The organism is Acetobacter pasteurianus subsp. pasteurianus LMG 1262 = NBRC 106471 (assembly GCF_000285275.1).
GTDB lineage: Bacteria > Pseudomonadota > Alphaproteobacteria > Acetobacterales > Acetobacteraceae > Acetobacter > Acetobacter pasteurianus.
Genome location: NZ_CADO01000067.1, coordinates 73952 through 100836, shown reverse-complemented (window position 1 = coordinate 100836; position 26885 = coordinate 73952). Strand labels below are relative to the sequence as shown.

The 26885-nt window shown below is 52.7% G+C and carries 21 protein-coding genes; 8 read left to right on the top strand and 13 right to left on the bottom strand.

The window, feature by feature from the left end; translation table 11 throughout:
* Positions 1-42: 42 nt before the first annotated feature.
* Both ygfZ and hisI read left to right on the top strand, forming a co-directional pair.
* Positions 43-918, top strand: a complete 876-nt coding sequence (ygfZ, locus tag APA10_RS10225; RefSeq protein WP_003629602.1) for a CAF17-like 4Fe-4S cluster assembly/insertion protein YgfZ — start codon at positions 43-45, stop codon at positions 916-918.
* Positions 915-1334 carry a phosphoribosyl-AMP cyclohydrolase gene (gene hisI / locus APA10_RS10220; protein ID WP_003623988.1) on the top strand — a complete coding sequence of 140 codons (420 nt, stop codon included), beginning with the start codon at positions 915-917 and terminating at the stop codon, positions 1332-1334. The genes ygfZ and hisI overlap by 4 nt, the downstream gene beginning before the upstream one ends.
* 6 nt (positions 1335-1340) lie before the next feature.
* Here the strand turns inward: hisI and lpxB are convergent, their stop codons facing one another.
* The gene (gene lpxB / locus APA10_RS10215; protein ID WP_003629601.1) at positions 1341-2528 is read right to left on the bottom strand and encodes a lipid-A-disaccharide synthase; all 1188 of its coding nucleotides are present in this window, start codon (positions 2526-2528) and stop codon (positions 1341-1343) included.
* Positions 2529-2712: 184 nt separating this feature from the next.
* Here lpxB and APA10_RS10210 point away from each other — a divergent pair, with 184 nt between their 5' ends.
* Positions 2713-4170, top strand: coding sequence for a SulP family inorganic anion transporter (locus APA10_RS10210; protein ID WP_003629600.1), 1458 nt, complete (start codon positions 2713-2715; stop codon positions 4168-4170).
* A 65-nt stretch (positions 4171-4235) separates the two neighbouring features.
* Here APA10_RS10210 and APA10_RS10205 read toward each other — a convergent pair whose 3' ends face one another.
* Positions 4236-4901 (bottom strand): protein-methionine-sulfoxide reductase heme-binding subunit MsrQ, encoded by a 666-nt coding sequence (locus APA10_RS10205; protein ID WP_003629599.1) that lies wholly within the window; start codon positions 4899-4901, stop codon positions 4236-4238.
* Positions 4902-5081: 180 nt separating this feature from the next.
* On the opposite strand from APA10_RS10205, the gene APA10_RS10200 reads away from it, so the two are divergent.
* Positions 5082-5957: an NAD(P)-dependent oxidoreductase gene (locus APA10_RS10200; protein ID WP_003629596.1), complete on the top strand. Its 876-nt coding sequence runs from the start codon at positions 5082-5084 to the stop codon at positions 5955-5957.
* On the opposite strand, the gene APA10_RS10195 is transcribed toward APA10_RS10200, so the two are convergent.
* Positions 5906-6760: a squalene/phytoene synthase family protein gene (locus tag APA10_RS10195; RefSeq protein ID WP_035365822.1), complete on the bottom strand. Its 855-nt coding sequence runs from the start codon at positions 6758-6760 to the stop codon at positions 5906-5908. The two genes, APA10_RS10200 and APA10_RS10195, sit on opposite strands and share 52 nt — an antisense overlap.
* 194 nt (positions 6761-6954) lie before the next feature.
* Between APA10_RS10195 and APA10_RS10190 the strand changes: the two genes are divergently transcribed.
* The 3 genes from APA10_RS10190 (at position 6955) to APA10_RS10180 (ending at position 11158) form a co-directional block, all read left to right on the top strand.
* Positions 6955-7563, top strand: coding sequence for a superoxide dismutase (locus tag APA10_RS10190; protein WP_003629595.1), 609 nt, complete (start codon positions 6955-6957; stop codon positions 7561-7563).
* A 256-nt stretch (positions 7564-7819) separates the two neighbouring features.
* Positions 7820-10435, top strand: coding sequence for an ATP-dependent chaperone ClpB (clpB, locus tag APA10_RS10185; protein ID WP_003624005.1), 2616 nt, complete (start codon positions 7820-7822; stop codon positions 10433-10435).
* Between the two features lie 90 nt (positions 10436-10525).
* Positions 10526-11158: an NUDIX hydrolase gene (locus APA10_RS10180; RefSeq protein WP_003629594.1), complete on the top strand. Its 633-nt coding sequence runs from the start codon at positions 10526-10528 to the stop codon at positions 11156-11158.
* Positions 11159-11218: 60 nt separating this feature from the next.
* On the opposite strand, the gene hflX is transcribed toward APA10_RS10180, so the two are convergent.
* The 9 genes from hflX to APA10_RS10135 form a co-directional block, all read right to left on the bottom strand.
* Positions 11219-12565, bottom strand: coding sequence for a GTPase HflX (gene hflX / locus APA10_RS10175; RefSeq protein ID WP_020944174.1), 1347 nt, complete (start codon positions 12563-12565; stop codon positions 11219-11221).
* The gene (hfq, locus tag APA10_RS10170; RefSeq protein WP_003624011.1) at positions 12519-12803 is read right to left on the bottom strand and encodes an RNA chaperone Hfq; all 285 of its coding nucleotides are present in this window, start codon (positions 12801-12803) and stop codon (positions 12519-12521) included. The genes hflX and hfq overlap by 47 nt, the downstream gene beginning before the upstream one ends.
* A gap of 76 nt (positions 12804-12879) precedes the next feature.
* Positions 12880-14271 carry a nitrogen assimilation response regulator NtrX gene (gene ntrX / locus APA10_RS10165; RefSeq protein WP_003624013.1) on the bottom strand — a complete coding sequence of 464 codons (1392 nt, stop codon included), beginning with the start codon at positions 14269-14271 and terminating at the stop codon, positions 12880-12882.
* Complete coding sequence (locus APA10_RS10160; protein ID WP_003629593.1) at positions 14261-16525, bottom strand: sensor histidine kinase NtrY-like; 2265 nt, start codon at positions 16523-16525, stop codon at positions 14261-14263. The genes ntrX and APA10_RS10160 overlap by 11 nt, the downstream gene beginning before the upstream one ends.
* Positions 16526-16534: 9 nt before the next feature.
* On the bottom strand, positions 16535-17977 hold the full coding sequence (gene ntrC, locus APA10_RS10155; RefSeq protein WP_003624017.1) for a nitrogen regulation protein NR(I): 1443 nt from the start codon (positions 17975-17977) through the stop codon (positions 16535-16537).
* A gap of 56 nt (positions 17978-18033) precedes the next feature.
* Positions 18034-19143: a two-component system sensor histidine kinase NtrB gene (locus APA10_RS10150; RefSeq protein ID WP_003629592.1), complete on the bottom strand. Its 1110-nt coding sequence runs from the start codon at positions 19141-19143 to the stop codon at positions 18034-18036.
* Positions 19140-20210: a tRNA dihydrouridine synthase DusB gene (gene dusB, locus APA10_RS10145; protein WP_003624021.1), complete on the bottom strand. Its 1071-nt coding sequence runs from the start codon at positions 20208-20210 to the stop codon at positions 19140-19142. The genes APA10_RS10150 and dusB overlap by 4 nt, the downstream gene beginning before the upstream one ends.
* Before the next feature lie 84 nt (positions 20211-20294).
* Entirely contained in the window at positions 20295-21449 is a 1155-nt protein-coding gene (locus tag APA10_RS10140) for a bifunctional 2-C-methyl-D-erythritol 4-phosphate cytidylyltransferase/2-C-methyl-D-erythritol 2,4-cyclodiphosphate synthase (protein ID WP_003629590.1), read from the bottom strand.
* A gap of 61 nt (positions 21450-21510) precedes the next feature.
* Positions 21511-22485 carry a glycosyltransferase family 2 protein gene (locus tag APA10_RS10135; protein ID WP_014457022.1) on the bottom strand — a complete coding sequence of 325 codons (975 nt, stop codon included), beginning with the start codon at positions 22483-22485 and terminating at the stop codon, positions 21511-21513.
* A gap of 278 nt (positions 22486-22763) precedes the next feature.
* Between APA10_RS10135 and APA10_RS10130 the strand changes: the two genes are divergently transcribed.
* The gene (locus APA10_RS10130) at positions 22764-24590 is read left to right on the top strand and encodes a glycosyltransferase (protein WP_003629587.1); all 1827 of its coding nucleotides are present in this window, start codon (positions 22764-22766) and stop codon (positions 24588-24590) included.
* Between the two features lie 73 nt (positions 24591-24663).
* Here APA10_RS10130 and APA10_RS10125 read toward each other — a convergent pair whose 3' ends face one another.
* The gene (locus APA10_RS10125; RefSeq protein WP_003629586.1) at positions 24664-26838 is read right to left on the bottom strand and encodes a hypothetical protein; all 2175 of its coding nucleotides are present in this window, start codon (positions 26836-26838) and stop codon (positions 24664-24666) included.
* Positions 26839-26885: the final 47 nt, after the last annotated feature.

Below are 26885 nucleotides of genomic sequence, written 5' to 3'. Positions count from 1 at the left end.
ATCTTCCTACGGGAAACCTTTTTCTTTTATGGGAGAATGTAAATGCCTTCCCCAACACATATGACCCGGCTTGAAAACCGCACGGTTCTCAAGATTTCTGGCGCTGACCGCGTGCGTTTTCTGCAAGGTCTGGTAACGGCAGACATTGCAGCACTGGAACCGGGAGACGCTACATGGAGTGCCTGCCTGACACCTCAGGGCCGCTGGCAAGCAGACTTTTTTGTGGTTTCAGACCCCGATGATACCTGCCTGCTGCTAGATTGCGCCACAGAACAGGCGGAAAACCTAAAGACCACTCTCCAACGCTTCCGTCTGCGCTCTGATGTTCAGCTAGATATCACGGCTCTGCCCGTGCATGTCGCATGGGGAAACCCACCGCCGGACAGTGTGTTGGAAAACGCTATCAGTTTTCGGGACCCTCGGTTAGAAGAAGCCGGGTGGCGGCTGATTGATGCCGCGCCAGATACCCCCATAACCGCTACAGAGCAGGACTATAATCTGCACCGCTTGGTGCTGGGCCTGCCTGATGGTGTGCAGGATTGCGAGGTTGGCCGCACTCTGGCAGCCGAAGCCAATCTGGATCTGCTCGGGGGCGTATCTTGGAAAAAAGGCTGCTATATGGGCCAGGAAGTAACTGCTCGTATGCATTACCGCACACTGGCAAAACGCCGCCTGATGCCTGTTGCAGCCACATCTCCACTCCCCGCACCCGGAACACCCGTGCTGTGCGATGGTGTAGAGGTAGGCACGCTTCGTTCATCCCAAGATCATGTTGGGTTGGCATTACTCAAAACAGATGCTGCCAATAACCAACTAACCTGTGCTGCACATCCGCTGGTCGTGCGCCTGCCTGCTTGGCTGGAAGCTGCACTTAAACCTCAAACACCTTCTGATTCTAATCCTACGGAAAAATCATGACTTATATTGCCCCGCCAGCGGCAGAGCTGGATGCCATGCTGGATGTTGTAAAATTTGATGCCTCTGGCCTGGTAGCTGCCATTGCCCAGCAGCACGATACCGGCGAAGTGCTGATGATTGCATGGATGACGCGTGAAGCCCTGCGTGAAACATTGGAAACCGGGCGCGTCTGCTATTACTCCCGCAGCCGCCAGAAGCTTTGGCGCAAGGGCGAAACATCTGGCCAGATCCAGCATCTTATTGAAGCTCGGCTGGATTGCGATGCCGATGCCGTACTTGTGCTGGTGAACCAGATTGGTGTGGCATGCCACACGGGCCGCCGTAGCTGCTTTTACCGCGCCTTTACGCCAGATGGCCTGAAAGAACTGACAAAGCCGGAAATTGACCCCAACCAGCTTTATCACAAACACAACTAAACACGTTTAGCCGAGTGTCTTAGCCGTATTTTTACGGTTAAGAACCTCCAGAACAGCTTCTGCTGCGGCATCGGCTGGCAGTTGGCCCTGTGGCCCTTCCAGCCCGTGCAAAACCGTAGCAAAGGCCTGTTTCTGAGCCTGTGCCACAGCTGTATTTTCAAACAGAATCTGCACTTCATGCGCCAGCACATCTGCGCGGCACTGTTCCTGCAAAAGTTCAGGCACAACAGCACGGCCTGCCAACAAATTCACCATAGCCACAAATGGCACTTTAATAAGCCGACGGGCAAAAAAGGCCGTTATGGGGTTAACCCGATACGTCACAGCCATTGGTACTCCAGCCAAAGCGAGTTCCAACGTAGATGTGCCAGATTTGGTTAACGCAGCCCCGGCAGCAGCAAACGCATCATGCTTGTCATGAATATCTGTGACAATAACAGGCTTTATAGGCCAATCCTGCGTGGCACGCTCCACAACACTCGCCACAACCGGAGAAACCGGCACCACGGGCACCACGTCTGGCATGGATGTTTTAAGCAGGCGCAACATCTGGCCAAAAACTGGCAGCAAGCGCGGCGCTTCTGAGCGGCGGCTACCGGGCATGAGCACAAGTATCTTGGCGCTATCTGGCAACCCATGCCGGGCACGAAAGCGGGCCGCATCTCCATCCTTGGCGCCAGATTGCAAAACCGGGTGCCCTACAAAGCGGGTTTTTAGGCCGTGCTTGCCAAAAAACTTTTCCTCAAACGGCAAAAGGCACAGCAATTCTTCCCACAGGCCGGGAAATTCCTTCACCCTTTTCTGGCGCCATGCCCAAACCTGCGGTGCCACATAATGCACACGGGCAATGCCCAAACCGCTTATTTTTTTAAGAAGCCGGAGGGCAAAGCCGGGACTATCTATGGTGATCACCAAATCAGGCTTTTGCGCTGCAATATCCTGCGCGGCTTCATCCAACCGGGCAGAAAGCTGGCGCACGCGGGGTAAAACTTCCACCAGCCCCATAACGGCCAGATCCCGCATGGGAAACAGGCTGACCAGCCCTTCCTCCTGCATACGCACGCCCCCCACGCCTGCAAAGCGCATATTGGGCACGCGGGCACGCAAGGCATGCATAAGGCGTGCACCCAAAACATCGCCGCTGGCCTCACCAGCCAGAATCCAGACAAGAGGAGAGGAAGAAGGAGAAACCATGCGTCACGCATAAAACGCTGCCACACAGAGCACAATCATCTTATCCATGTCGCGCGGTAGGATATCCCCCATAAGGCATGTATATCTTGCAAATAATGCCTCAAAAGTCTTTCCTGCCCCGAAACGCTTTTGGTGCCCGATTAATGCGCCTTCTCACACTCAACCAAGGGACACCCGGTTTCTCGTGACAGTTAAAACCTATATTCATGAATGGACAGACCAGCCCGTCCGCAATGTTCTGGCCGGCATGGTGGGCACTTTTGCACTTATTCCAGAAGTTATCGCTTTTTCTTATGTGGCTGGGGTTGCGCCCTCTGTGGGGCTGTTTGCCTCATTTGTTATCAGTATTGCCATTGCCATTACGGGCGGCAGGCCGGGCATGATTTCCGGGGCTGCGGGGTCTGTTGCTCTGGTGGCGGCAGAACTGGTGCATAGCCACGGCCTGCAATATCTGCTGCTGGCGACACTGCTAGCTGGTGCATTCCAGATTATTTTCGGTTTGCTGCGTTTGCAAAGCATGATGCGCTTTGTCTCGCGCGAGGTGGAAACCGGGTTTGTAAACGCGCTGGGCATTCTTATCTTTTCTGCGCAGGTGCCGCAGATGCTGCATGTTACGTGGCATACTTATGCGCTTATCGCGCTGGGGTTAGCTATTGTTTACCTCCTGCCGCGCGTTACCACGGCTGTGCCTTCCCCTTTAATCTGCATTCTTGTGCTTACAGGCATTACCTTTGCGGTTCCCATGCCTGTGCATGTGGTGTCTGATCTGGGAGATCTACCTTCTGGCCTGCCACATCTGACTTTGCCAGATGTGCCTTTTTCAGCAGAAACTTTTAAAATTGTGCTGCCTTACGCATTTGCCATGGCCATGGTGGGGCTTCTGGAATCCCTCATGACAGCGACTGTGGTGGATGAATTAACAGACACACACAGCAACAAACGTATGGAATGCACCGGGCTTGGTTTTTCCAACATCATGGTGGGGCTGTTTGGCGGCATGGCCGGTTGCGGCATGATTGGGCAGACAGTTGGCAACCTGCGTTATGGCGGGCGTGGTCGGCTTTCCACCTTTACGGCTGGGGCATTTTTGCTGCTGTTGCTGGTTGTGCTGCATCGCTTTGTAGCCCAAGTGCCTGTTGCTGCTTTGGTGGCCATTATGATTATGGTGTCTGTCAGCACATTTTCATGGTCCTCCCTGCGTGATCTGGTAAAGCACCCTCGCCTTTCTTCCACCGTTATGCTGGCGACTGTTCTGGTCGTGGTGTTAACGCATGATCTGGCAGCTGGTGTGGCCTGTGGCGTGCTGCTGAATGGGTTGTTTTTCTCTTTTCAGGTTATGAAACTTGTTCAGGTAAGCAGCACGTTTTCAGAAAACAGCAACACCCGCACCTATTACGTGCATGGGCAACTGTTCTTTGCCTCTGCCAGTGTTCTTGCCGATGCCGTGGATTTTCAGGATACCGCTTCAAACATCGTGATTGATCTTGAAGACGCACATATCTGGGATATCAGCGCTGCAGACGCACTGGAAAAAATTGCATCTCGCCTGAAGGTACGCGGAAAAACAGTTTCCATTATTCATGCAGATCAACGCGCAGAAAAACTTCTGGCCTCTCTAGGCCATGATACATTACTGGCCTAAATATTTTACAAAGCACAATGACATTGAAAAAGGAGGCATGAGAAAATTCATGCCTCCTTTTTATTTCAGGATTTTTTAAGCCCGGGCTTTGGCACAAACCGCAAACCCAGCACACATGCCGCCACGGCTGCATATACAAAAGGTTCAATGTACCACTGCTTGAATGCAATGGCGTAATGGATACACGCCAGAACCATGGCAACATAAACCAGACGATGCAAACGCGCCCATTTTTTACCCAACCGGATGATGGATTTGCGCGTGGATGTTGCCGCCAGAACCACCAGAATAGAAAAAGCGATCAACCCGAATGTGAGGAATGGCCGCGTTAAAAAGTCTTTCCATATCCGCTGGATATCAAACCCACGTGCCCACCAGAAATAAAGAGTCACATGCAAAGCCGCGTAACTGAAAGCCAGCAGACCGAGCGGGCGACGGTAAACCATTAAATCAATTTTTAAAAACCGTTTGAGCGGCGAAATCATAAGTGAAACAAGCAAAAACCGAAACGCATACCGCCCGAATTCATGCAAGCATGTCTTGAATGGGTTTGGCCCCAGATCACCCGAAAAAGCACCTGCCAGATAAGATACGGCAGGCAGCATGAACAACACATACAGCAACACCTGCCGCGTAAGGGGAGAAAGGCGAAACCGCCGACTTTGGTCTGAGGTAGGCGATGGCATGGGGTTTTCTGCTCTCCACTGTTTAAAGCACCGCAGCCGCTTCATGCTGAGTGCAGGATTACCCTTACAAAATCAGCCTTATTGCGCAAGAATACTGTGCAATCGTAACAAATTACGCAACACCCAGACACGTAAACGCGAACAGCATCCCCCAAACCTGCCCAAGACATATCTTGTTATTCAGGTTTATAATTCTGTTAATACAAACAAGAAGGTTCATTCAGCATGACAACTCAGCAGACAATCGGTTTTATTGGGTTTGGTGCCATGGCCAGCCGCATGGCCGCGCATCTTGAAAAAGCTGGATACGCCACTCTTGCCTATACGCCTTCTGGCAAGGGTGGTGATGGCGTAACCCATTTTTTGCCCACTCCAGCAGAAGTTGCCAACAAGGCAGATATTGTTCTGGCCTGCGTACCAGATGATGAAGCCCTTGCCGCCAGTATGTATGGTCCACAGGGTGTTCTGGCTGGCATAAAGGCAGATGGTTTGCTGCTGAACACCAGCTCTGTTTCTCCAGAAGCCGCAGATGCCCTGCAAAAGGCTGGGCAGGAAAAAAATATCTGCGTCATAGACTGCCCTGTATCTGGCAGTACACCGGAGGCAGAATCTGCCAATCTGGTCATTCTCGCCGGTGGGGATGATGCCGCTATTGCGCGCGCCCAGCCCATTTTTGATAAAATTGGCCGCATTACCATTCATGCCGGACCATCTGGTAGCGGCGCGCGCCTCAAACTGGTTATCAATGGCATTATGGGGGCCGGTTTGGCTGCTGTGGCAGAAGGCATAGCTTACGGCTTGGCCGCTGGGCTGGATCGCTCCATGCTTTTTGATGCGCTGGATGAAATGGCTGTGATTTCCCCGCACCACAAGCGCAAGATCAAGATGGCCAAGGCTGGAGATTTCTCTCCCCAGTTCCCTGCCCGTCTGATGCAAAAAGACATGCGCCTGCTCATGGATGCCGCAGCACGTCTGGCCGTGCCCGCACCAACTTTAGCTGCTGTAACACAACAGCTTTCTCTTGCCCGCCGCGCGGCAGAAGATGCTGATTATTCGGTTCTGATTGGCGTTATGGAAAAAATTGTCGCTAACGACGCCTGAATACCAGCGCGACACACAGCAAGCCTGTCCCCTATTCCGCGGGGCAGGCCAGCTTGTTCGCTCCCACGCGCCAGATCACGCTTTGCCAATACGGCTGGTAACGCAGCTTTACGGCAGCGCGGCTCCAAAGCCTTAAAATGACATTCTTGCAGAAATGTCTTTCCAACCTGACTTAATTGTTCCTGCGTGCCGGGAAACAAGAAACGGCCACTTCCCGCAAGCAATGGCCAATGCCGCAACATGGTGCCTGCCCCATAAGCTGCTCCTCCAGCGGCCAAACGTTGCAGTGTCACTGCATCCTGCACACCTAGCAGTTCTCCGATAGCTTGCTGGAAAGCACCCGCACCATCTCGCATCATCTGCATCCAGCGCTCTACGTCTTGCGTGGGTTCCAGTTCTATTTCCCGGGCAGCAATCATTTTCAGGCAAGTTTCGCGCTGTAATTGGCCAGATTGTACAAGCGCCATGATTGCTGGCGCCAGAACGTGCTCTGGCTTGCGTTGCTCCTCCAGCACCTCTCGCCACCATTGCAGGCGAATATACCCAGCCATTGGCCCTGCCATGGCAGCAGAACGTGCCGGGGCCAAAGCGCGAATCAGCTCGTTATGGAAAGCCAGAAGAACATAAGCGGCATCACGCACAGATGAAGGCAAAAACCACAGGCACAGCGCCCGGTCCGGGTCTGCCTGCACAGCTTTTTGCACCTCCATTACAAGAGGCTGATGTTTCTGCCGTGCCATTAACCCCAGTATCTCCCTAACCCTAACGTGGCTTGATATGCGGGAAACCTGTGCATGGTTCATGCGTTTGAATAATCCCGCTTTCCTAACGGAAGGCCCTTATTGTGCGCCCTACTGGCAAGGCAAGTTTCCGTGAGTATGGCTGCGCAAGGCACTTGTCATGCGCCTTTCCCTTGACGCATCTGCCCCGCGCCCATAGCTCTGGAACTCAGGTGTGTTCCCTCACACGCCCCGCCTTTAGAATACGGAGTATTAAAATGGCTTTTGAACTGCCTGCCCTCCCCTTTGCTCCCACCGCACTGGCCCCACGTGGCATGTGCCCGGAAACGCTTGAATACCATCATGGCAAGCATCATCTGGCCTACGTCAACACCCTGAACAAGCTGCTGGAAGACAAGCCCGAATTTCAGGGCAAGTCTTTGGAAGAAATCATTCTGGCAGCTCACGGCAAAGCAGACCTTACGGGCCTGTTCAACAATGCCGGCCAGCATTGGAACCACTCCTTCTTCTGGAACTGCCTCTCCCCCAACGGCGGTGTTATGCCAGAAAAGCTGGCTGCAAAAATTGCCAGCGATTTCGGCAGCATTGACACCTTCAAGGAAGAATTCCGCAAGGCTGCTGTTTCTCAGTTCGGTTCTGGCTGGGCATGGCTGGTTCTGGGTAAGGATGGTAAGCTGGCCATCACCAAAACCCCCAACGGCACCAACCCGCTGGCCGAAGGCCAGGGCAAGGCTCTGCTGACCGTGGATGTGTGGGAACATTCCTACTACCTGGACTTCCGCAACCGTCGTCCGGACTACGTCACCAACTTCCTGGACAAGCTGGCGAATTATGAATTCGCTGAAGCCCAGTTGAACGCGGCATAAGTTTTTCCTTATAGGGAAAACACAAAAGGCAGCACCTTAACGGGTGCTGCCTTTTTTATTGGAAACCCTGACGTTTCAAGGATGTTCTGCCCGCACCATCTACCACCCATGCACGAAAACGCATCACACCCCCTTGATTGTCTCTCTCAACATTCCAATCTCAATTTGTGAAGAATGAGACCACGCTGACATTGCCTGCATGGGATGCCAGCAGGGCCTTCAGTCGCCTGATGTAAAAGGGACAAGAGGGATTATAATGGATATTGCAAAATTTACAGATCGTTCACGCGGCTTTTTGCAGGCTGCGCAAACAATAGCTTTACGTGATTTTAACCAGCAGCTTACGCCAGAGCACCTGCTCAAAGCCATGCTGGATGATAATGAAGGTGCTGCTTCCTCACTTATTCGCAGTGCTGGTGGCAACCCGGAAGCCGTAAAAGCCGCAACCGAACAGGCCTTGGCAAAACTGCCAAAAGTTCAGGGCAGCGGTGCTGGCCAACCCGCGGCAACACCGGAACTGGTGCGTATTCTGGATAATGCAGAACAGACCGCCCAGAAAGCTGGTGACAGCTTTGTTGCGCAGGATCGGCTGCTTGTAGCTATTGCTGCATCCGATACACCGGCAGGCCGCGCTTTAAAAGAAAACGGTGCCTCGGCCGATACACTTGAAAAAGCTATTACGACCATTCGTAAAGGACGCACAGTGACCAGCGAAAACGCTGAAGCCAATTTTGATGCGCTTAAAAAATATGCCCGTGATGTCACGGAAGTTGCCCTTAAAGGTAAGCTGGACCCCGTTATTGGGCGTGATGAAGAAATTCGCCGTGCCATTCAGGTTCTGGCCCGCCGCAGCAAAAACAACCCGGTTCTGATTGGTGAACCCGGTGTGGGTAAAACCGCTATTGTGGAAGGCTTAGCCCAGCGCATTGTAAATGGCGATGTGCCTGAAGCGCTGAAAAACAAAAAGCTGCTTTCCTTGGATATGGGCGCGCTGGTTGCCGGTGCCAAATATCGCGGTGAATTTGAAGAACGCCTAAAAGCTGTTCTGAAAGAAATTGAATCCGCCGAAGGCCAGATCATCCTGTTTATTGATGAAATGCACACACTGGTTGGCGCTGGCCGTACCGATGGTGCGATGGATGCTTCCAACCTCATCAAACCGGAACTGGCACGTGGTACACTGCACTGCATTGGCGCCACCACGCTGGATGAATACCGCAAGTATATTGAAAAAGATGCAGCCCTTGCCCGCCGCTTCCAGCCGGTATTTGTGGGTGAGCCGTCTGTGGCGGATACAATCTCTATTCTGCGCGGAATTAAGGAAAAATACGAACTCCATCACGGTGTACGTATTACCGATGGTGCGCTGGTGGCAGCGGCAACGCTTTCCAACCGTTACATCACGGATCGATTCCTGCCCGATAAAGCGATTGACCTGATTGATGAGGCCGCAAGCCGGCTGCGCATGCAGATTGACAGCAAGCCAGAAGAACTGGACGAACTGGACCGCCGCATCATTCAGCTAAAGATCGAACGTGAAGCCTTACGCAAAGAAGATGATACTGCCAGCAAGGATCGTCTGGAAGCCGTAGAAGCTGAACTGGCTGATCTGGAAGAAAAGTCCAACACGCTCAGCGCTGCATGGCACGCAGAAAAGAACCGCGTGAACACCATTCAGAAACTTCAGGAACAGCTTGATCAGGCGCGTTCTGATGTTGAAGTGGCACAGCGCAAGGGTGATCTGGGGCGTGCATCTGAACTGATGTATGGCGTTATCCCTAACCTGCAGGCTCAGATTGCCGAAGCCCAGAAAACAGAAGAAGAAACCGCCAAAAAGGATGATCTGGTTTCCGAAGCTGTAACAGATCAGGGTGTTGCTTCTGTTGTGTCCCGCTGGACAGGTGTGCCGGTTGACCGGATGCTGGAAGGTGAACGCGCCAAGCTGCTGCGGATGGAAGATGAACTGCGTAAATCCGTGGTTGGTCAGGAACAGGCTCTTAAAGCTGTTTCCAACGCCGTACGCCGTGCCCGTGCAGGCTTGCAGGACCCCAATCGCCCGATTGGTTCCTTCCTGTTCCTCGGCCCGACGGGGGTTGGTAAAACAGAGCTGACCAAAGCACTGGCCCGCTTCCTGTTTGATGATGATAAAGCCCTGCTGCGTATCGACATGAGTGAGTTCATGGAAAAACACGCAGTGGCCCGCCTGATTGGTGCCCCTCCGGGTTATGTGGGGTATGAAGAAGGTGGTGTGCTGACAGAAGCTGTGCGCCGTCGCCCCTATCAGGTCATCCTGTTTGATGAAGTAGAAAAAGCACATGAAGACGTGTTCAACATTCTGCTTCAGGTGCTGGATGATGGCCGCCTGACCGATGGTCAGGGCCGCACGGTGGATTTCCGCAACACTCTTATCATTCTCACCAGTAACCTGGGTTCTGAATATCTGGCCAATCTGCCCGATGGGGAATCCCCCGATATGGTGCAGGCTCAGGTGATGAAGGTTGTGCGTGAGCACTTCCGTCCTGAATTCCTGAACCGTCTGGATGAAATCATCCTGTTCTCGCGGTTGCAGAAAGCAGACATGACCAAGATTGTGGATATCCAGATTGCACGCCTGCAGCAGCTGCTGGATGATCGTAAGATCACCCTGCATCTGGATAATCTGGCCGAAGCTTGGCTGGCGAATGAAGGGTATGACCCCATTTACGGTGCGCGCCCACTTAAAAGGGTTATTCAGCGCACGCTGCAAAACCCGCTGGCAGAACAGCTTCTGGAAGGCAATATCCTTGATGGAGAAACAGTGAATATCTCCGCCAATGGTGATGGCCTGCTGATTAACGGTAAAACCGCAGCACAGACAGAAGCCGCCATGTAATTTCTGCCTTGGCTGAGTGTGTTACACAAAACGGGAAGGCCCAGTGCCTTCCCGTTTTTTTATGAAACTTTCTTATAGAAGGACTACAGAATGTCGGAACCTGTTTGGCTGGTATGGGCCAGAGAAATTCAGGCCATTGCCCAGACAGGGCTTACCTATGCACAAGACCCGTTCGATAAAGAACGCTATGAAATGCTGCGGAATTTGGCCGCACAGATGATGGCCGAAGGCAGCAATGTCGATGTGCAGAAAATAGAAAACCTGTTTAGCCAGCAATCCGGTTACGCTACCCCCAAGCTGGAAGTGCGTGTTGGTGTTTTTGATGCGCAAAACCGCCTGCTGATGGTGCGCGAAGTTCTGGACAGCAACCGCTGGACCGTGCCTGGCGGCTGGACTGATGTGAACCTGACAGCATCTGAATGTGCAGCCAAAGAAGTATGGGAAGAAACCGGCTATACAGTGCAGATTACCAAACTGGCCATGGCGATGGATCGGGCACGCCAAGGGCATATGCCGCCAGAACCTTTTTCTGTAACCAAGCTCTTTTTTCTGGGTGAAATAACGGGCGGCACACCCACCACCAGTATTGAAACAAGCGAGGTCGGCTTTTTTGCGCAGGAGAATATCCCGCAGGATATTTCAACCGGACGGATTACACCGCACGAAATAGCCCGGCTTTTTGCACATCATGCAAATCCGGAACTGCCTACAGATTTTGACTGAATAAGACATCTGACATCAGGATAGATATTCTCAAAATCCTGATGTCAGAGTTTTTCTTTTTTAAGCAATCATCGGTTGGATGTGGGAAAACTGGCGCTCAAACCGCGCACGATCTTCTGTTGAAAGACGAACTGTAATATCTGTCTGTTCATCCTTGTCTTCTCGCGCGACCACTTCACCGTGCTGGTAAAGCCAGGCCGAGGCCGCTCCATCTGCCAGCGGCAAACAATAACGCACCGTTTCCATACCTTGGGTAATACGCGCATCAATACGCGCCAGAAGTGTTTCCAGCCCCTCCCCCGTAATGGCGGAAATGGCAATGGTATCTTCTGTTTGTGGAATAGCTTCGGGGCCACCAAGCAGATCAACCTTGTTCAGCACTTCAATTATGCGTTCCGGCCAATCCTGTTCCAGCATGTCATCCTTTGCCATGCCTTCCAGAACGCCCAGCACATCTTTTTTCTGGGATGCGCTGTCTGGATGCGCCACATCGCGCACATGCAGGATAATATCTGCCTCTGCCACTTCTTCCAACGTGGCACGGAAGGCTGCAATCAGTTCCGTTGGCAGATCACTGATAAATCCTACCGTGTCAGACAGAATAACCCTGCGGCCAGAGGGCAGATCAATCGCACGCATGGTGGGGTCTAGCGTCGCAAAAAGCTGGTCCTGCGCATATACGGTGGCACCAGTTAGCGCATTGAACAGTGTGGATTTACCTGCGTTGGTATAGCCCACCAAGGCCACCACCGGAAAAGGCACGCGCTTACGCGCCTGCCGGTGCAAGCCACGTGTGCGCCGCACCTGCTCCAGATCTTTTTTAAGCCGCACGATACGATCACCGATCATACGCCGGTCAGCTTCAATCTGGGTTTCACCGGGGCCACCAAGAAAGCCAAAGCCACCACGCTGGCGTTCAAGATGGGTCCACAACCGCACAAGGCGGGAACGCTGATATTCCAGATGCGCAAGTTCAACCTGCAAAGTGCCTTCTTTTGTGGCGGCACGGGCACCAAAAATATCCAGAATAAGGCCGGTACGATCTATAACCTTACAACCGCACTCTGTTTCCAGATTACGCTGCTGGGCTGGGCTGAGCTTTGCATCCACCACCACCACATCAACCTGATCTGCCTTAACGGCAATACGCAGGGAATCTACCTGCCCCTTGCCTAACAAAGTGGCGGAACGTCTGCTGCGCAGAAGCAATACATCCTTGCGCACAATAACCAGCCCAATAGAGGCTGTAAGCCCCACGGCTTCTTCCAACCGTGCTTCTGCGGCCCGCACATCCTGCCCATGGGCAGAACGCTCCCACGGCAGAATAACTGCCGCACGGGTTGCTACTTTCTTTTTCTTTTCAGAGAAACTCGTCGCCAAGAGAAAGGTCCCTGTCTGCCTGCGCATCGGCAGTGTTGGAATCGGAAATATTGACAGGAATGCTGGGCATTACCGTGCTGATGGCATGCTTGTAGATAAGCTGGGTTTGTTCATCACGCCGTAAAAGAACAACCTCATCATCAAACCATGTAATAAATCCCTGTAACTTAACGCCGTTCACCAGAAACACAGTAACAGCCGCGCGTGAGCGCCGGATCTGGTTCAGGAACGCATCCTGCACGTTATATGCACTCTCTTTTTCCACAGTGGAGGCCCTATTCCGTTCTCATTATTATATTTTAGCCGGACTGCCTGCCTAAAGCCTGCAACCTTGAAACATGTCAGCCCGCGCCTCGTTCCTCAGATGTTACACCAAGCTGCTTAAGTTTGCGATGCAAAGCACTGCGCTCCATGCCCACAAACAGCGCCGTGCGACTGATATTGCCACCAAAACGCAAAAGCTGGGCTTGCAGATACTGGGTTTCAAACAGATCGCGGGCTTCTCGCAAAGGCAAGGCCATGACATCTGTTGAGGCATCAAACTTCAGCAATGCAGGTGCACTTTCACCCACAGTAGAAGGTAGCATATCTGCCCGAATGGGTTCCTGGCTGCTACCGGGCTGCATAATCAGCACACGTTCCATCAGATTACGCAGTTCACGCACATTGCCCGGCCAGTCATAGGCCTGAAGGGCTGCAACGGCATCGGGAGAAAGTTCACGCGTGGGCAAACCAGCCATTTCTGCCGCCCGGCGCAAAAACATTGCAGCCAGACCGGGAATATCATCCCGCCTTTCTCGCAGCGCGGGCATACGCAGCGGCACAACTGCCAGCCGATAATACAGATCTTCCCGGAAACGCCCGGCCATAATTTCGGCCTGCAGATCACGGTTAGTGGTGGCCAATACACGCACATCCACTTTAACGCGGGCATCACCACCCAAGCGTTCAAATGTCTGATCCTGCAAGGCTCTTACAATCTTGCCCTGCGTTTCCAGCGGCATGTCTGCCACTTCATCCAGCAGCAGCGTGCCACCATGCGCACGTTCCAGAACCCCTGTGCGACGGCCCACGCCTTCTGTGCCACCTTCAAGCCCAAACAGTTCTTCCTCAAAACGTCCCGGTGCCAGAGTGGCGCAGTTGAGCGCAACAAAGGGCCCATCTTCCCGCTTGGAGCGGGCATGAATCATACGGGCGGCAACTTCCTTGCCAGAACCCGGCCCTCCGCTAATCAGCACGCGGGAACCGGTGGGCGCCACTTTTTCTATCTGGTTTCTAACGGCGGCAATCTGGGCACTGTTTCCATACAGTTCCGTATCCTGCCCGGCCTTTATGCGCAGTTCTTCATTCTCACGCGCCAGCCGCGAAGCCTCCAGCGCGCGCCGCACAATAACCAGCAGACGGTCTGCCTGAAATGGCTTTTCTATAAAATCGTAAGCACCATGCTGGAGCGCTGCCACGGCTGTTTCAATTGTGCCATGGCCAGAAATCATGACAACCGGGACAGAAGGTTCCTCGGCCTTCATGGCTTGCAGGATAGCCAAGCCATCCATGTCCGAACCCTGTAGCCAGACATCCAGAATAACCAGTGATGGCCTGCGCGCCCTAAAAGCAGCCAATGCCGTATCTGCACTGGCGGCTACGCGCGTTTCATAACCTTCATCACTCAGAATACCTTCAATCAGCATTCTGATATCGGGTTCATCATCAACAATCAGGATTTCATGCGCCATGGTTGTCTTTCACCGACAAAATCAGAGTAGTCACAGTTCCTCTTTCTCCCGCTTTGTCTTCCAGACGCACTGTTCCACCATGATCTTCCATGATCTTTTTCACAATAGCCAAACCTAAACCAGTACCCTTGGCTTTGTGCGTCACATAAGGTTCCGTCAGACGATTTCTGTCATCCGATGGAAGCCCAACTCCGTTATCTGCCACTTGTATGGCGATATCTTCTGCCCCTTCTATAATCCGAACCGATACTTCACCCTTGGTTGCAGGTGCCTGATCTATAGCTTCGCCCTGTCTGGCTGTCATGGCAATGGCATCCGCCGCATTCTGCAAAAGATTAATAAGTGCCTGACTTATCAATCTTCTATCACATCGTGCTTTGGGGCCTCTGTCTGGAATATCCAGATGATAGGCGATTTCCGGGTGTGCGTTTCTTTGCAGAACCAGCACCTCACGCACAATACGCGAAATATCCTCATCTTTCATGACAGGCTGCGGCATGCGTGCAAAGGCCGAAAACTCATCCACCATACGCCCGATATCCCCCACCTGCCGCACGATTGTATCTGCACATTGCGAAAATGTATCGGGATCGGAAGTAATTTCTTTTAGAAAACGCCGCTTTAGCCGTTCTGCAGCAAGCTGGATGGGGGTGAGTGGATTCTTGATTTCATGCGCAATACGCCGCGCCACATCGGCCCATGCGGCCTTACGTTGCGCCTGTTGCAGGGCCGTAATGTCATCAAATGTCATCACATACCCTTCAGTAATCGTACCACGCAGTTCTGCCCCCAAACGCACCAGCAAGGTACGCTGGCTGGCCTGCTGGCCGATCTGAATTTCCCGCGTAAGCACGGCATCTGGCGTTGTGCGCGCTTCCTGCAAGAATTCGGCAAACTCTGGCACACGTTGGGCCAAGGGTTCACCAATGGCATCCATTAGATCGGTTTGTAGCAAAACACAGGCGGCGCGGTTTGGCAGTTCGATGTTCTGCTTCACATCCAGCCCGATCACACCGGCTGAAACACCAGAAAGCACGGCCTCCGTAAAACGCCGACGCTCATTGATCTGCCCATATGCAGCCATCAGTTCCGAACGCTGGCTGGCCAGTTCTTCTGTCATGCGGTTAAAGGCGCGAGAAAGACTGGCGACTTCATCATCCCTGTCATTTTCAGGCACATGAACACCTAAATCCCCCTCACTCACCCGCCGTGCAGCTACACTCAGCAAACCCAGCGGACGGGCTATCTGGTTTGCCAATGCCAGCCCGATCAAGGCTGCGGCGGCAAGCACCAGCAATGCCACCAACGCAAAGATCATGACAAATGTCAGCTGGATCTTGGCGCGGTTGTTGCTCAGCCGCTTGTAATCCGACACCACCTTTTCCGTACGGTGCATGTGCTCCAGAATGGTTGGATCAACCAGCCGGGTAATCACCAGCATAAGCGCTGGCGTTTGGGAAAGTTCCACCACAGCGCGCACTGTGCGTTCATCTGGAGAATCCAGAATAGCTACATCGTTGGAGCGCGCCATAACCGTGGCAGCAGGAGGAGGCAGCTCCTGCAAATATCCGGTGCGGCTCATCAACCCGCCAGCCGCCACAACTTTGTTGGTGATGGGATCATACACCAAGGCTTCTGTCAGCCCGCGCATGGTGGCCTGACTGTCCAGCATCTGCGCCAAGGCATCGTGATCCTGAAACAGATCCATGCCACTGGCGGCCAGCTCATTCTGGGCGCTCATGATGTAATTGGCCATCGAGAACGCATCTGTGCGGATATTGGCGTTATGCTCCACCAGATAACCGCGAGAAGCCTGCAAGGCTTCGTTTAGAGCCGTGTTAACCCGATCTGAAAACCAGATCTGAATTCCGTAATGGAAAAACAGCGTTGCAAACGCGCCCACCACAAGTGTGGGGGCCACAGCCACAATACCAAACAGCGTAACCAGCCGCACATGCAGCCGCGCCCCTGCCAGCCCTTTCCGATGCTCGCGCACCATGGGGCCGATACGAATAGCCAAGGCCACCACAAGCAGGGCCAGCACCATACCGTTTAAAAATAGGAGCAAGGGTTCGATCAGGGAATAATGCCCAAAGGACATTCCACCTGAAAGCACCACAAACGTGGCAAACCCCAAACACAAAGCCAATGCAGCAAGTGTAATGGCAACGGTTTTACGTTCCAGAGAACGCAAAAGCCAATGCAGGCGTGTGCGAGAAAGGAGGTGCCTGAGGGAGAACAGAAACTGCTTCATGCCTGAGGTTCAGACTACGCCACGAACGACAGGAATCTCAAGGTCTCGAATTTTTTTACGCAATGTATTTCGGTTCAGCCCGAGCATGGCGGCGGCTTTGATCTGGTTGCCCCGTGTTTCGGCTAGTGTCATCTGGATAAGCGGTCGTTCAACTTCCGCAATAATCCGGGCGTGCAGATCATGCAGCGGCACGCCATCACGCCCTGCTTCCAGATAACGGGCGATATGGCGAGAAACAGATTCAGACAAAGGCTCCGCCGCCATCACGCTATTGGGAATCGGATCATGCGCCAAAGGCTCGGCCAGTTCCGCATCAATCACATCGCCTGTAATGGTTTCCTGAGAATACAGGGCCACAATACGGCGGATAAGGTTTTCCAACTCGCGCACATTGCCCGGCCAGCGCCAAGCCTGAAGCCGTGTAATGGCACTTTCATCCAGAATTCTGTAAGTTCCACCTTCATCCCGGCACTGAGAGAGAAAATGCCGCGCCAGTAGTGGAATATCTTCCAGCCTTTCCCGCAAGGGGGGCAGACGCAAGGGCACCACGTTCAGGCGGTAATAAAGATCTTCACGGAAAGTACCGGCCTGAATAGCCTGCCGCAAATCTCTATGCGTGGCGGCTATAATGCGCACATCTGCACGCAAGGGCGTTGTGCCCCCTACCGTGGTAAATTCACCTTCCTGCAAAACACGCAGCAAACGAGTTTGCGCTTCCTGCGGCATGTCTCCAATTTCATCTAAAAACAGCGTGCCACCTGTAGCCTGCTCAAACCGCCCGGGCATACGGCCCTGTGTGCCCCCACGCTCATACCCAAACAGTTCACTTTCAATCTGTTTGCGCGGGATAGCCGCCATATTAACGGCCACAAAAGGCCCGCTTCTGCGCCGCCCATACTCATGCAATGCGTGGGCTACCAGTTCCTTACCCGTACCGCTCTCACCCGAGATCATCACTGTGAGATCAGACGTGGTCAGCCGGGCAATGCTACGGTAGATCCCCTGCATCACAACAGATTGCCCGATTAAAGGCAGGCGCTCTTCTGGTGGTTGATCTGCTGCTGGTTTTTCGGCTTCCTGCACTGGCGTTGTCAGCGCTCTTGCCACAACCGCCAGCAGTTCCTTCAAATCAAACGGTTTGGCCAGATATTCAAACGCACCCCGCTGCGTCGCTTTTACAGCTGTTGTCAGAGTTGATTGAGCGCTCATGACAATAACGCGCAGATCGGGCCGAAATTGGCGAATGCGCGTTACCAGATCCAACCCACTGCCATCTGGCATGATTACATCCGTAATCACCAGATCGCCCTCACCTTCCTGCACCCATTGCCAGAGTGTGTTGACGGAAGGCGTGGTTTGCACCTGATAGCCTGCCCGACCCAATGCCTGCCCCAGCACAGTGCGAATAGAACGATCATCATCAGCAACAAGAATGGTGGGCAGCGGTGTCATAACGTCTCAAACCAGATAAAAAGCTGAAAAACAGAACTGTTGAACAAAGGGGCGCATCACCCCGAGTGACTCATATGATCGACAATCGGCAGAAATAAGCTGATTTCTGTGCATCCGGGGCGGCTTTCCACTTCGATAACGCCACCGTGGTCGTCCATTACCTTGCCAACCAAGGCCAGCCCCAAACCACTTCCGTTTACCTTTGTGGAAACAAATGGTTCGAACAGATGTGGGCGCACTGTTTCGGAAATACCCGGCCCCGTATCCCGCACAGTGACCACCAGTGGAAGATGCCGCCATTGCGCTGTGCCGGGCACAGCCACCCGAATACCAGGGCGATAGCTGGTAAGCAGCGTGATCTCCCCATCCTGACCCGTGTTGCGTATGGCCTCGGCCGCATTTTTCACCAAGTTGAGCAACACCTGCACCAACCTGTCCCTATCCCCCCATACATGGGGCAAAGATGGATCATAACGCTCGACAATCTTGATGTCCTTGGCAAAACCATTACTGGCTAGCAGGCGCACATGCTCCAGTATTCTGTGAATATTGAGCGCACGAAAATCGAGCTGCGCTTCACCAAACATACCCATGCGGTCAACCAGCGCGTCAATCCGGTCAACTTCATCACAAATCAGGGTGGCCAGATCACGGTCTGCATCCGTTACGGCCTGCTCCAGCAACTGCGCGGCCCCTTTAATGCCAGACAAAGGGTTGCGCACCTCATGCGCCAACATGGCCGCCAACCCGGAAACACTGCGCGCCGCAGAACGGTAAGCCAGTTGCTGGTCCAACATACGGGCGGCAGAGGGTTCATGAAATGTCAGCAGAATGATGTCTGGATAATCTGGCACATCGGCAGCCTGAACGCTCACACCCTCATGATGAAAGCGCGGGGAACTGAACAGCAGTTCATGCTCCGTCACACTCCCACCACGGGTGCGTACATGTTCAAGCAGCAGATAAACTGGGTGATCCTGAGCAACCACTTCTGCCAAGCCGCCGTGCCGCAACTGATGGCGAGACATGCCAAAAAACTCTTCCGCCGCCATATTCGCTGCAAGAATTGTATTTTGTGGCCCTATTTCCAAAACCGGAACGGGCAGACTGTCCAGAACAAGCGCCGCATCGGGCTGGTTGGCCCCATGCGCTGCTTTTGGCTTCACGCCGCCTGAACCTGATCTTGCTGTTGCGCCATAGCGTGGCGAGAAACACGTGGTTCTCGCACGGCACCTGCCGCAATTTGCTGATCATAAAAATCAGCAATCATGGCAATGGCTTCTTCTGGCGTTTCTACCCGGTTAAACGCAGCCCGGAATGAGGCCGAGCCATGCAACCCAGCCGAATACCAAGACACATGCTTACGTGCCAGACGCAGGCCCGGGCGCTGACCAAAGTGCTCCAGCATCATATTATAATGTTCCAGCACAATGGCTTTTTCTTCCGGCAATGCGGGGTCTGGAATTTCCTGCCCCGTGCGTAAAGCGTGTGCCACCTGTGCCAAAAACCACGGGCGCCCATAACAGCCGCGCCCGATCATCACCCCATCTGCACCAGATTGGGCCAAGGCTTCCCGCGCATCTCCAACGGTAAGAATATCACCGTTTACGATAACGGGCAGATCTACCGCTTCCTTTACATTTTTTACAAAGGCCCAATTGGCAGTGCCATTGTAAAACTGCTGGCGCGTACGGCCATGCACCGTAATCATGCGGATACCCACATCCTGTGCAATCCGGGCCAGCACAGGTGCGTTCAGGTGCTCATGGTCCCACCCCATGCGCATTTTAAGGGTAACCGGCACAGGCACAGCCTTTACCACCGCCGCCAACAAACGCTCGGCAGCACCTTCGTCCCGCATAAGGGCAGAACCGGCCATTTGGCCAACGGCCACTTTTTTAACAGGGCAGCCAAAGTTGATATCAATAAGATCTGCCCCACGGCCTACAGCAATACGTGCGGCCTCTGCCATGGCATCCGGGTCACACCCGGCAAGCTGCACGGCATTGGGGCCGCCAGCATCCGCCACCTCTGCCATACGCAAGGTGGTATCGTTTTCACGCACCATCGCCCAGGAGGCGATCATTTCAGAAACAACAAGACCAGCCCCCAACTTACGTGCCAGACGCCGGAACGGCAGATCTGTTACGCCAGACATGGGGGCCAGAATGACGGGGGTATCCAAAACAATACCGCCCAGATTAATGGGACGCAGGGTGGGTTGCGTATGCACTGTTATTTCCGTTTGCCTATGATTTAGGCAGAAATACAGCCACCTTGCGCCTTACGCAACATAAGAAACTGTAATGGCGCCCGCTTATGGCACCAGAACAGAAACTGTGGCCGTGCAGGCAATACCTTCTTCACGCCCGGTGAAGCCCAGACGTTCGGATGTTGTGGCCTTAACGGAAATCCGATCTACATCCACTTCCAGCAAATCTGCCAGACGCTTGCGCATGGCTTCGGAATGCGGGCCAATTTTGGGGCGTTCACAAATAAGGGTGAGATCAGCATTCACCAGCATACCGCCGCGCTCACGGATACGCTGGCCTGCATGCACCAGAAAGCGGGCGCTATCTGCGTTTTTCCACTCATTCTGGCTGGGGGGAAAGTGGCGGCCAATATCTCCTTCAGCCAACGCACCGTAAATGGCATCGCACAGGGCATGAATGCCCACATCAGCATCGGAATGCCCCGCCAGCCCTTTGGTATGTGGCACCGTAATGCCGCACAGGATGAGCGGACGCCCTTCCTCAAACGCATGCACATCGTAACCCAGCCCTACGCGCGGCAGAAGCGTGGGGCCGATCAGTCGTTCCAGACGCACCAGATCACCCTCATATGTCAGCTTGATATTGTCTTCATCGCCAGCCACCAAAGCTACGCTGAACCCTGCATCTTCCAGCAGTTTGGCATCATCCGTTGCACTTACGGATGCAGCCCCACGGTGGAGATCTAAAAACAGGCCAAAGCGAAAACCCTGTGGGGTTTGGGCACGATAAAGATGATCCCGCGGCACGGTGCCATCAATCACACCATCTTTTTCCCGCTTGAGCGTATCCGCCACCGGCACCGCCGGAATAGCACCCGGATGCTGCTCCAGCGCAGAAACCACATTGCTGATCACCTGCGCTGTCACATATGGGCGGGCACCATCATGCACCAGCACGATATCCGGCTTTTCAGCTTCTGGCAGCTTGTCCAGCGCTTCCAACCCGGCCCGCACGCTGGCCTGCCGGGTTTCACCCCCAGCAACTGGCGGCAGAATCTTTAACCCTTCCAGCGCCTCGTTCAGGGATGCAGGGTCTCCCACCGGCTGAATAGAGGTGACATGAGGCAATAAGGCTTGCGCTGCATGACGGATTACGGGTTGTCCAGCCAGCAGCACGTACTGCTTGGGAATGGAAGAACCCGTGGTGGCGGCATAACGACTGCCCGTACCGGCAGCCAAAAGAATGGCGGCTACTCGCATGCACGAAGCAATGCGGCGGGTAGCCTTGTCCGTCAAGCCTCAAAATAGGCAGGGCACGGCTTTATGCTTCAGGCGTGCGCTCTTTTTCCTGCGCGGGGCGATAGGCTTCCACCAGATAAAGCGGGCGTTTTTTGGTTTCATTAAAAATACGACCGACATATTCGCCTATCAGGCCAACCGTCATAAGCTGAATACCGCCTAAAAACAGGATAACCGCCATAAGGCTGGGGTAACCCGCCACCCGGTTGCCAAATAACAAGGTGCACCCAACAATCCAGATACCGTAGCACACAGCCAGTATGGAAATTCCAAGCCCCATATATGTGCTCAACTGAAGCGGCAGCACTGAAAACGAGGTAATGCCTTCTAGCGCAAAGTTCCACAAAGACCAGTAATTGAAACTGCTCTTTCCCGCAGAACGTGGGGCGCGATCATACAGAACAGCGCGAGATGGAAAGCCAACCCAGGCAAACAACCCCTTCATAAATCTGTGGCGTTCACGCAGCAGCAACAGGCTGTCCACCAGCCTACGGCTCATCAAACGGAAATCCCCAGTATCTGGTGGAATAACCACTTTGTTGCCCAGCCGCTTCATAACTCGGTAGAACATCCATGCTGTCAGCCGTTTGGGAATACTCTCCCCTTCCCGCGTGTTGCGGCGGGCGTAAACGGTATCAACATCATCTGTCCAAGCGGCAACCAGATCTGCAATAACTTCTGGTGGGTCCTGCAAATCGGCATCAATCACGATAATGCCGCGCGTACCCCGCGCATGATCCAACCCTGCTGTTAAAGCAATTTCCTTACCAAAATTGCGGGAGAGATTAACAACACTTACGCGCCCATCCTGCTCTGCCAAAGCATACATGCCCGCCAGCGTTTGATCCCGCGAGCCATCGTTGACGTAAACAACCTCCCACGGCGCACCAATACCTTCCATAACGGCAGATAACCGCTGGTGAAAAATTGGCAGAACTTCCTGTTCATTATAACAGGGCACAACCACGCTAAACGCTGGCGAAAAACCAGATGGCAAATTTTTTCCCTCTCATTCAGCACTGAACAAGACTATCTCAACCCAGCAAGCCATCAGGTTTTGAAGCTTGCCTTAAGTCCCCAGTTTATACAGATACCAAAGCACAAAAAGCTTAAATATAAGTGCGACACATTTTGCCTGAAGCCTGTTGTCAAATTCGCAACACGGTGCAGGAAATTCCTTCCCACGCGGCATTCTCGGGTTTGCATCCCGCTTGCGGGAAACTAAAAGAGCCCCTTATGGCGCTTTATATCTTCTTTCAGGGATAATATTACCTCATGGCCACGCAAGAAATATTAAAAGAAAATGTAAAAGGTGCACCAATGGTGCTCCAGAACATTATTTTCCCGGCTCTTCAGTCCGTTATCCCGGAAGAACTGTATTTTCGGGCTCTGAATGAAAAGGTTGAGCTTTTTCGTGCTGCGCCAGAAACACTTTCATTTCATGCAGGCGGGCGGGCCGCCTTTGATACATATTTTAATGGCATTACTGTTGAGCGGTGGCGTGAACTCTGCGCCATTGAGAACCTGAACCTGACGCTGGAAGGCAGCGGCAAATTTATTGTCCGCTTTGGGCTGCATCAGCTCGCCCTTCCCCATCGCTGGCTGTTTGAACAAACAGTAGAGCTCAAAGAAGGCACGCCCGTTTCTCTGGATCTGCCATTCTGGGCTGGGCTGGAACGTGGCCTGCTGTATATGTGGGTGGAAGCGCTGGAAGATGGGTACCTACGCGGCGGCAATGTTTCCACCACCCAGCGGCCTGTGCGTGATGCGCGTATGGCTATTGTTATCACACACTTTAACCGTAAGCCGCACCTGCTTCCTGCCCTGCAAAAGCTTGAAGCCGGCCTGAACAGTGCACCGCAGTGGAAAGACCGGGTGCAGGTTATTGTGGTTGATAACTCCCAAAACGTGACCCCGGATGAAGCAGGGAGCGCGCTGGTTATACCCAACCGTAATCTGGGTGGTGCGGGCGGCTTTACTCGCGGCTTGCTTTACGCAAAAGACCACGGCTTTACGCACTGCCTGTTTATGGATGACGATGCCAGTTGTGACTTTGAGGCCGTTTGCCGCGCCTACATGCTGCTGAGCTACAGCACGGAAGATCGTGCCGCCATTGTAGGCAGCCAGTTGCGTGAAACTGTGCCGTGGCAGCTGCACGAAGCCGGTGCGCGTTTTGTAAAAGGCCGGTGGATTGCCCGTAAGCATATGCTGGACATGCGCAACGTCCACCACCTTCTACTTGCAGAAATGGATGATTCTGCTGCCAACTATGGTGGCTGGTGGTTCTTTGCCTTCCCCATTTCTGCCGTACGCCACTTCCCCTACCCCTTCTTTGTGCGTGGGGATGATGCGGAATTCTCGCTCCAGAACAAGTTCCCGCTGGTGACGATGAACGGTATCTGCTCCATGGCAGAGGATTTCAGCGTCAAGGAAAGCCCGATGACGCGGTATCTGGGCCTACGCGCCACCATGGTACTCATGATGCTGAACGGGGAAGAAAAATCCAAACCCTATCTGGATGTCTTTCTGGTCTGGTTCCGTGGCGTTCTGTTCTCCTACAATTACGCCAGCGCCAAAGTCCTGATCTTGGCGATGAAGCATGTGATGGAAGGACCAGAGTTCTTTGTGCGCAACATGGATATGGCCAATGTGCGCGCGCAAATTGGTGCCCTGACACCCAGTGAAAAAATGGTGCCTTATGATCTGAAAGATATCGAGGTTCTGCACCATCATCATCATGATGGGCGTATCCGCCGTTTGGCACGGCTTGTCACCCTAAACGGTACACTTCTACCAGCCGTATTGATGCGTGATGATGTGCGCTTCCAGTTCAAAGACTTTAATGCGGCATTCCGCGATATCTTCCGTTTCAAACACGTACTTTACTATCACGAAGCCACACGCACGGGTTACGTAGCCACCCAGAACAGAAAGTTGTTTTTTGAACTGTGGAAAGAAGGTCTGGCACTTTGTGCAAAATTTGCACGCGCCATGCCCGCCCTACAGCAAGCCTATGTAAAGGCGCTGCCAAATATGACAACCGAAGACTTCTGGCGCCATGTTTATAAAAATGAACTGACAACAGAAAAAGAAAATAGCTGAATTTACCAACGTATTTTTCTTGATCTGATGTAACAAAAAAGCCCGGCAAAAATATTGCCGGGCTTTTTTAGTATCAGCGCATTTGCAGAATGAGCTGTAATTTTCGTTCTCGGCTCAACTGCCACAAAAATATAACCAGCCCTAACATTCCCACCAGCAAGCACCCCAAAGCCAGCGGCCATGTGTGCGGGAAGTAGGAAACCGTCAACTTACCAGCACATCCTGCTGGCACATTAACCTGCACCAAAACATCCTGAAAACTGCTTACATTGACTTTGCAATTCAAACCACGTGCCGTGTAACCCGGCCACCATTGGCGGGACAAAACCATCTGCACCGGCGCTGTATGCGCTGGCACAGAAAACGTCATGCTATTTGCCGTCTCACGCTCCACTTTTACGCCTGTCTGCGTGGAATACGCCAGATTGGATGGATAGGCTTTAGGCGTAGAAAGATACAGCATGCCAGACTGTGCTGTAGCCACTTTATGATACCCACAAGCCAGAAACTCATGATGATATTTCTGATAAGTATCGGAAGATACCACCATGCTGCTTACGGCAAAAAGATCAAACAAGCAGGGGTTACCGGGCAACATAACCGCAGATGCCAATTTGGGAATAATATCATCCGGTTTGAAAATGGTATGAGACGTATCATGCGTTAAAATGGCATCGGTATAATCCTGCCCATTGGGAGAATAGCCATTGATTGCACGGATATTGTAATACCCAAACAAGCTGGATTGCAGATCTGCTGCTTCCTTCGGGTGCTCCCTACCCCATGGCACAAATGAGAGCAGATTACCCTGCATGTTCACTGCGGCTGGCACAGAAACATGAGCAGGCAGCACATTCACCGGCAGATAAATTCTGCCCAAAGAAGGCATGCTGGCAAGCATCAGTAACAAAGAGAATGCTGGAATGGCCGCAGGAATAATAAGCCCAATGTCTTTACCGCTTACTTTCTTGCTTCTGGCATACAAAAACCACACAGCCATCAGTGCAATGCTTGTTAAAAGCTCCAACGCAACAACTTTGGGCCGTTCAAATACGTTCTTGGAAGCCGAAACAAAAAATAGCAAAGCGGTAATTCCAAAAAATACATTCCGCCTAAAAGAGCTTTCAACAACATCCCTTTTTGAAAAAACATAGAATGTTGTAATTGCCGCAAAAACAGAAACATACGGCACAAAGCGCAAAGGCCAGCGCAAAATACCCATTTGCGAGGGCATAAGAGCCAAAGCCGTTGTCATACCTAAAATAACCAAACAAGCCGTCAGCACACGATCACGCACAGAAGTACGGAAGAAAATTGCAACCGGCAATGCAAACAGCGTGGAAAACCCGACAGGTATAAAAACAGACTTATACCCACCAAAATAATTCATGAATTCATAATAGGTCGGAGAAAACGTCACCAATAGTTGGGAAAGGCTTGGTACCATAAAGTTATCTGCATTTTCCCACCCTGTTGCGCGGTTAAGCAGCGGATGCAAAAACACGTATTCTGAATACACAGGAATGGCGGCTATGCCAGCCAACAATAAAGGCACGCAACGCCGGAATACAGCTTTTAAGGGGTCTCCATACGCCAGATCCACACAGCTAAACCCTGCCACAACAGCCAGATAACCAATAAACCCGTGCGGCCAGCCTGAAGCCAAAAGCACAAGCGTTGTGGCAAAATTAGCTATAACAGCCCCTGCAGTTATACGCTGGCGCAGTTGGCAATATGTGGCAATGGCCAGCAAAGACCATGCATGCCCATTAGCTGCGTTCCACCACGGCCCTGCATATTGGTATAAAAACACGGGGTTGATTGCGATGGAAAACCCAAGCAACAAAGAAATATCGCGCGACATTTCCAGGCTGCGCCCAATTATGTAGCCAGATATACAGCAGATAAAAACGTTGCACAAAGCATAGAACCAGCCCGTAACAAGCGGGTTGGCTATCAGGCACGTTACCAAGGATGCCAGAATATTCTGCGGCGCAAAAATACCACGCTGCAGTTCAACCATTGCGTTATCACCAATAAAAATATTCTTGGTGATGAACGGGATTTCTCCAGATAGCCATGTCTGCCCATACTGACGCAGAAAACCCAGATACTCGTTCTGGGAATCATCTATGGTGAAAAAGGATGGAAAGCGAACTTCGCATATCCCCACCACAAAGCACGACACCAGCAAAGCGTAAAAAACGGCTAAAAAACCGTTCTTAACGAAACTATTGTTTCTTGACATATCAGACCAAAAAAAATGGAATACCTTTCTCTTTTTCAACAGAAAGC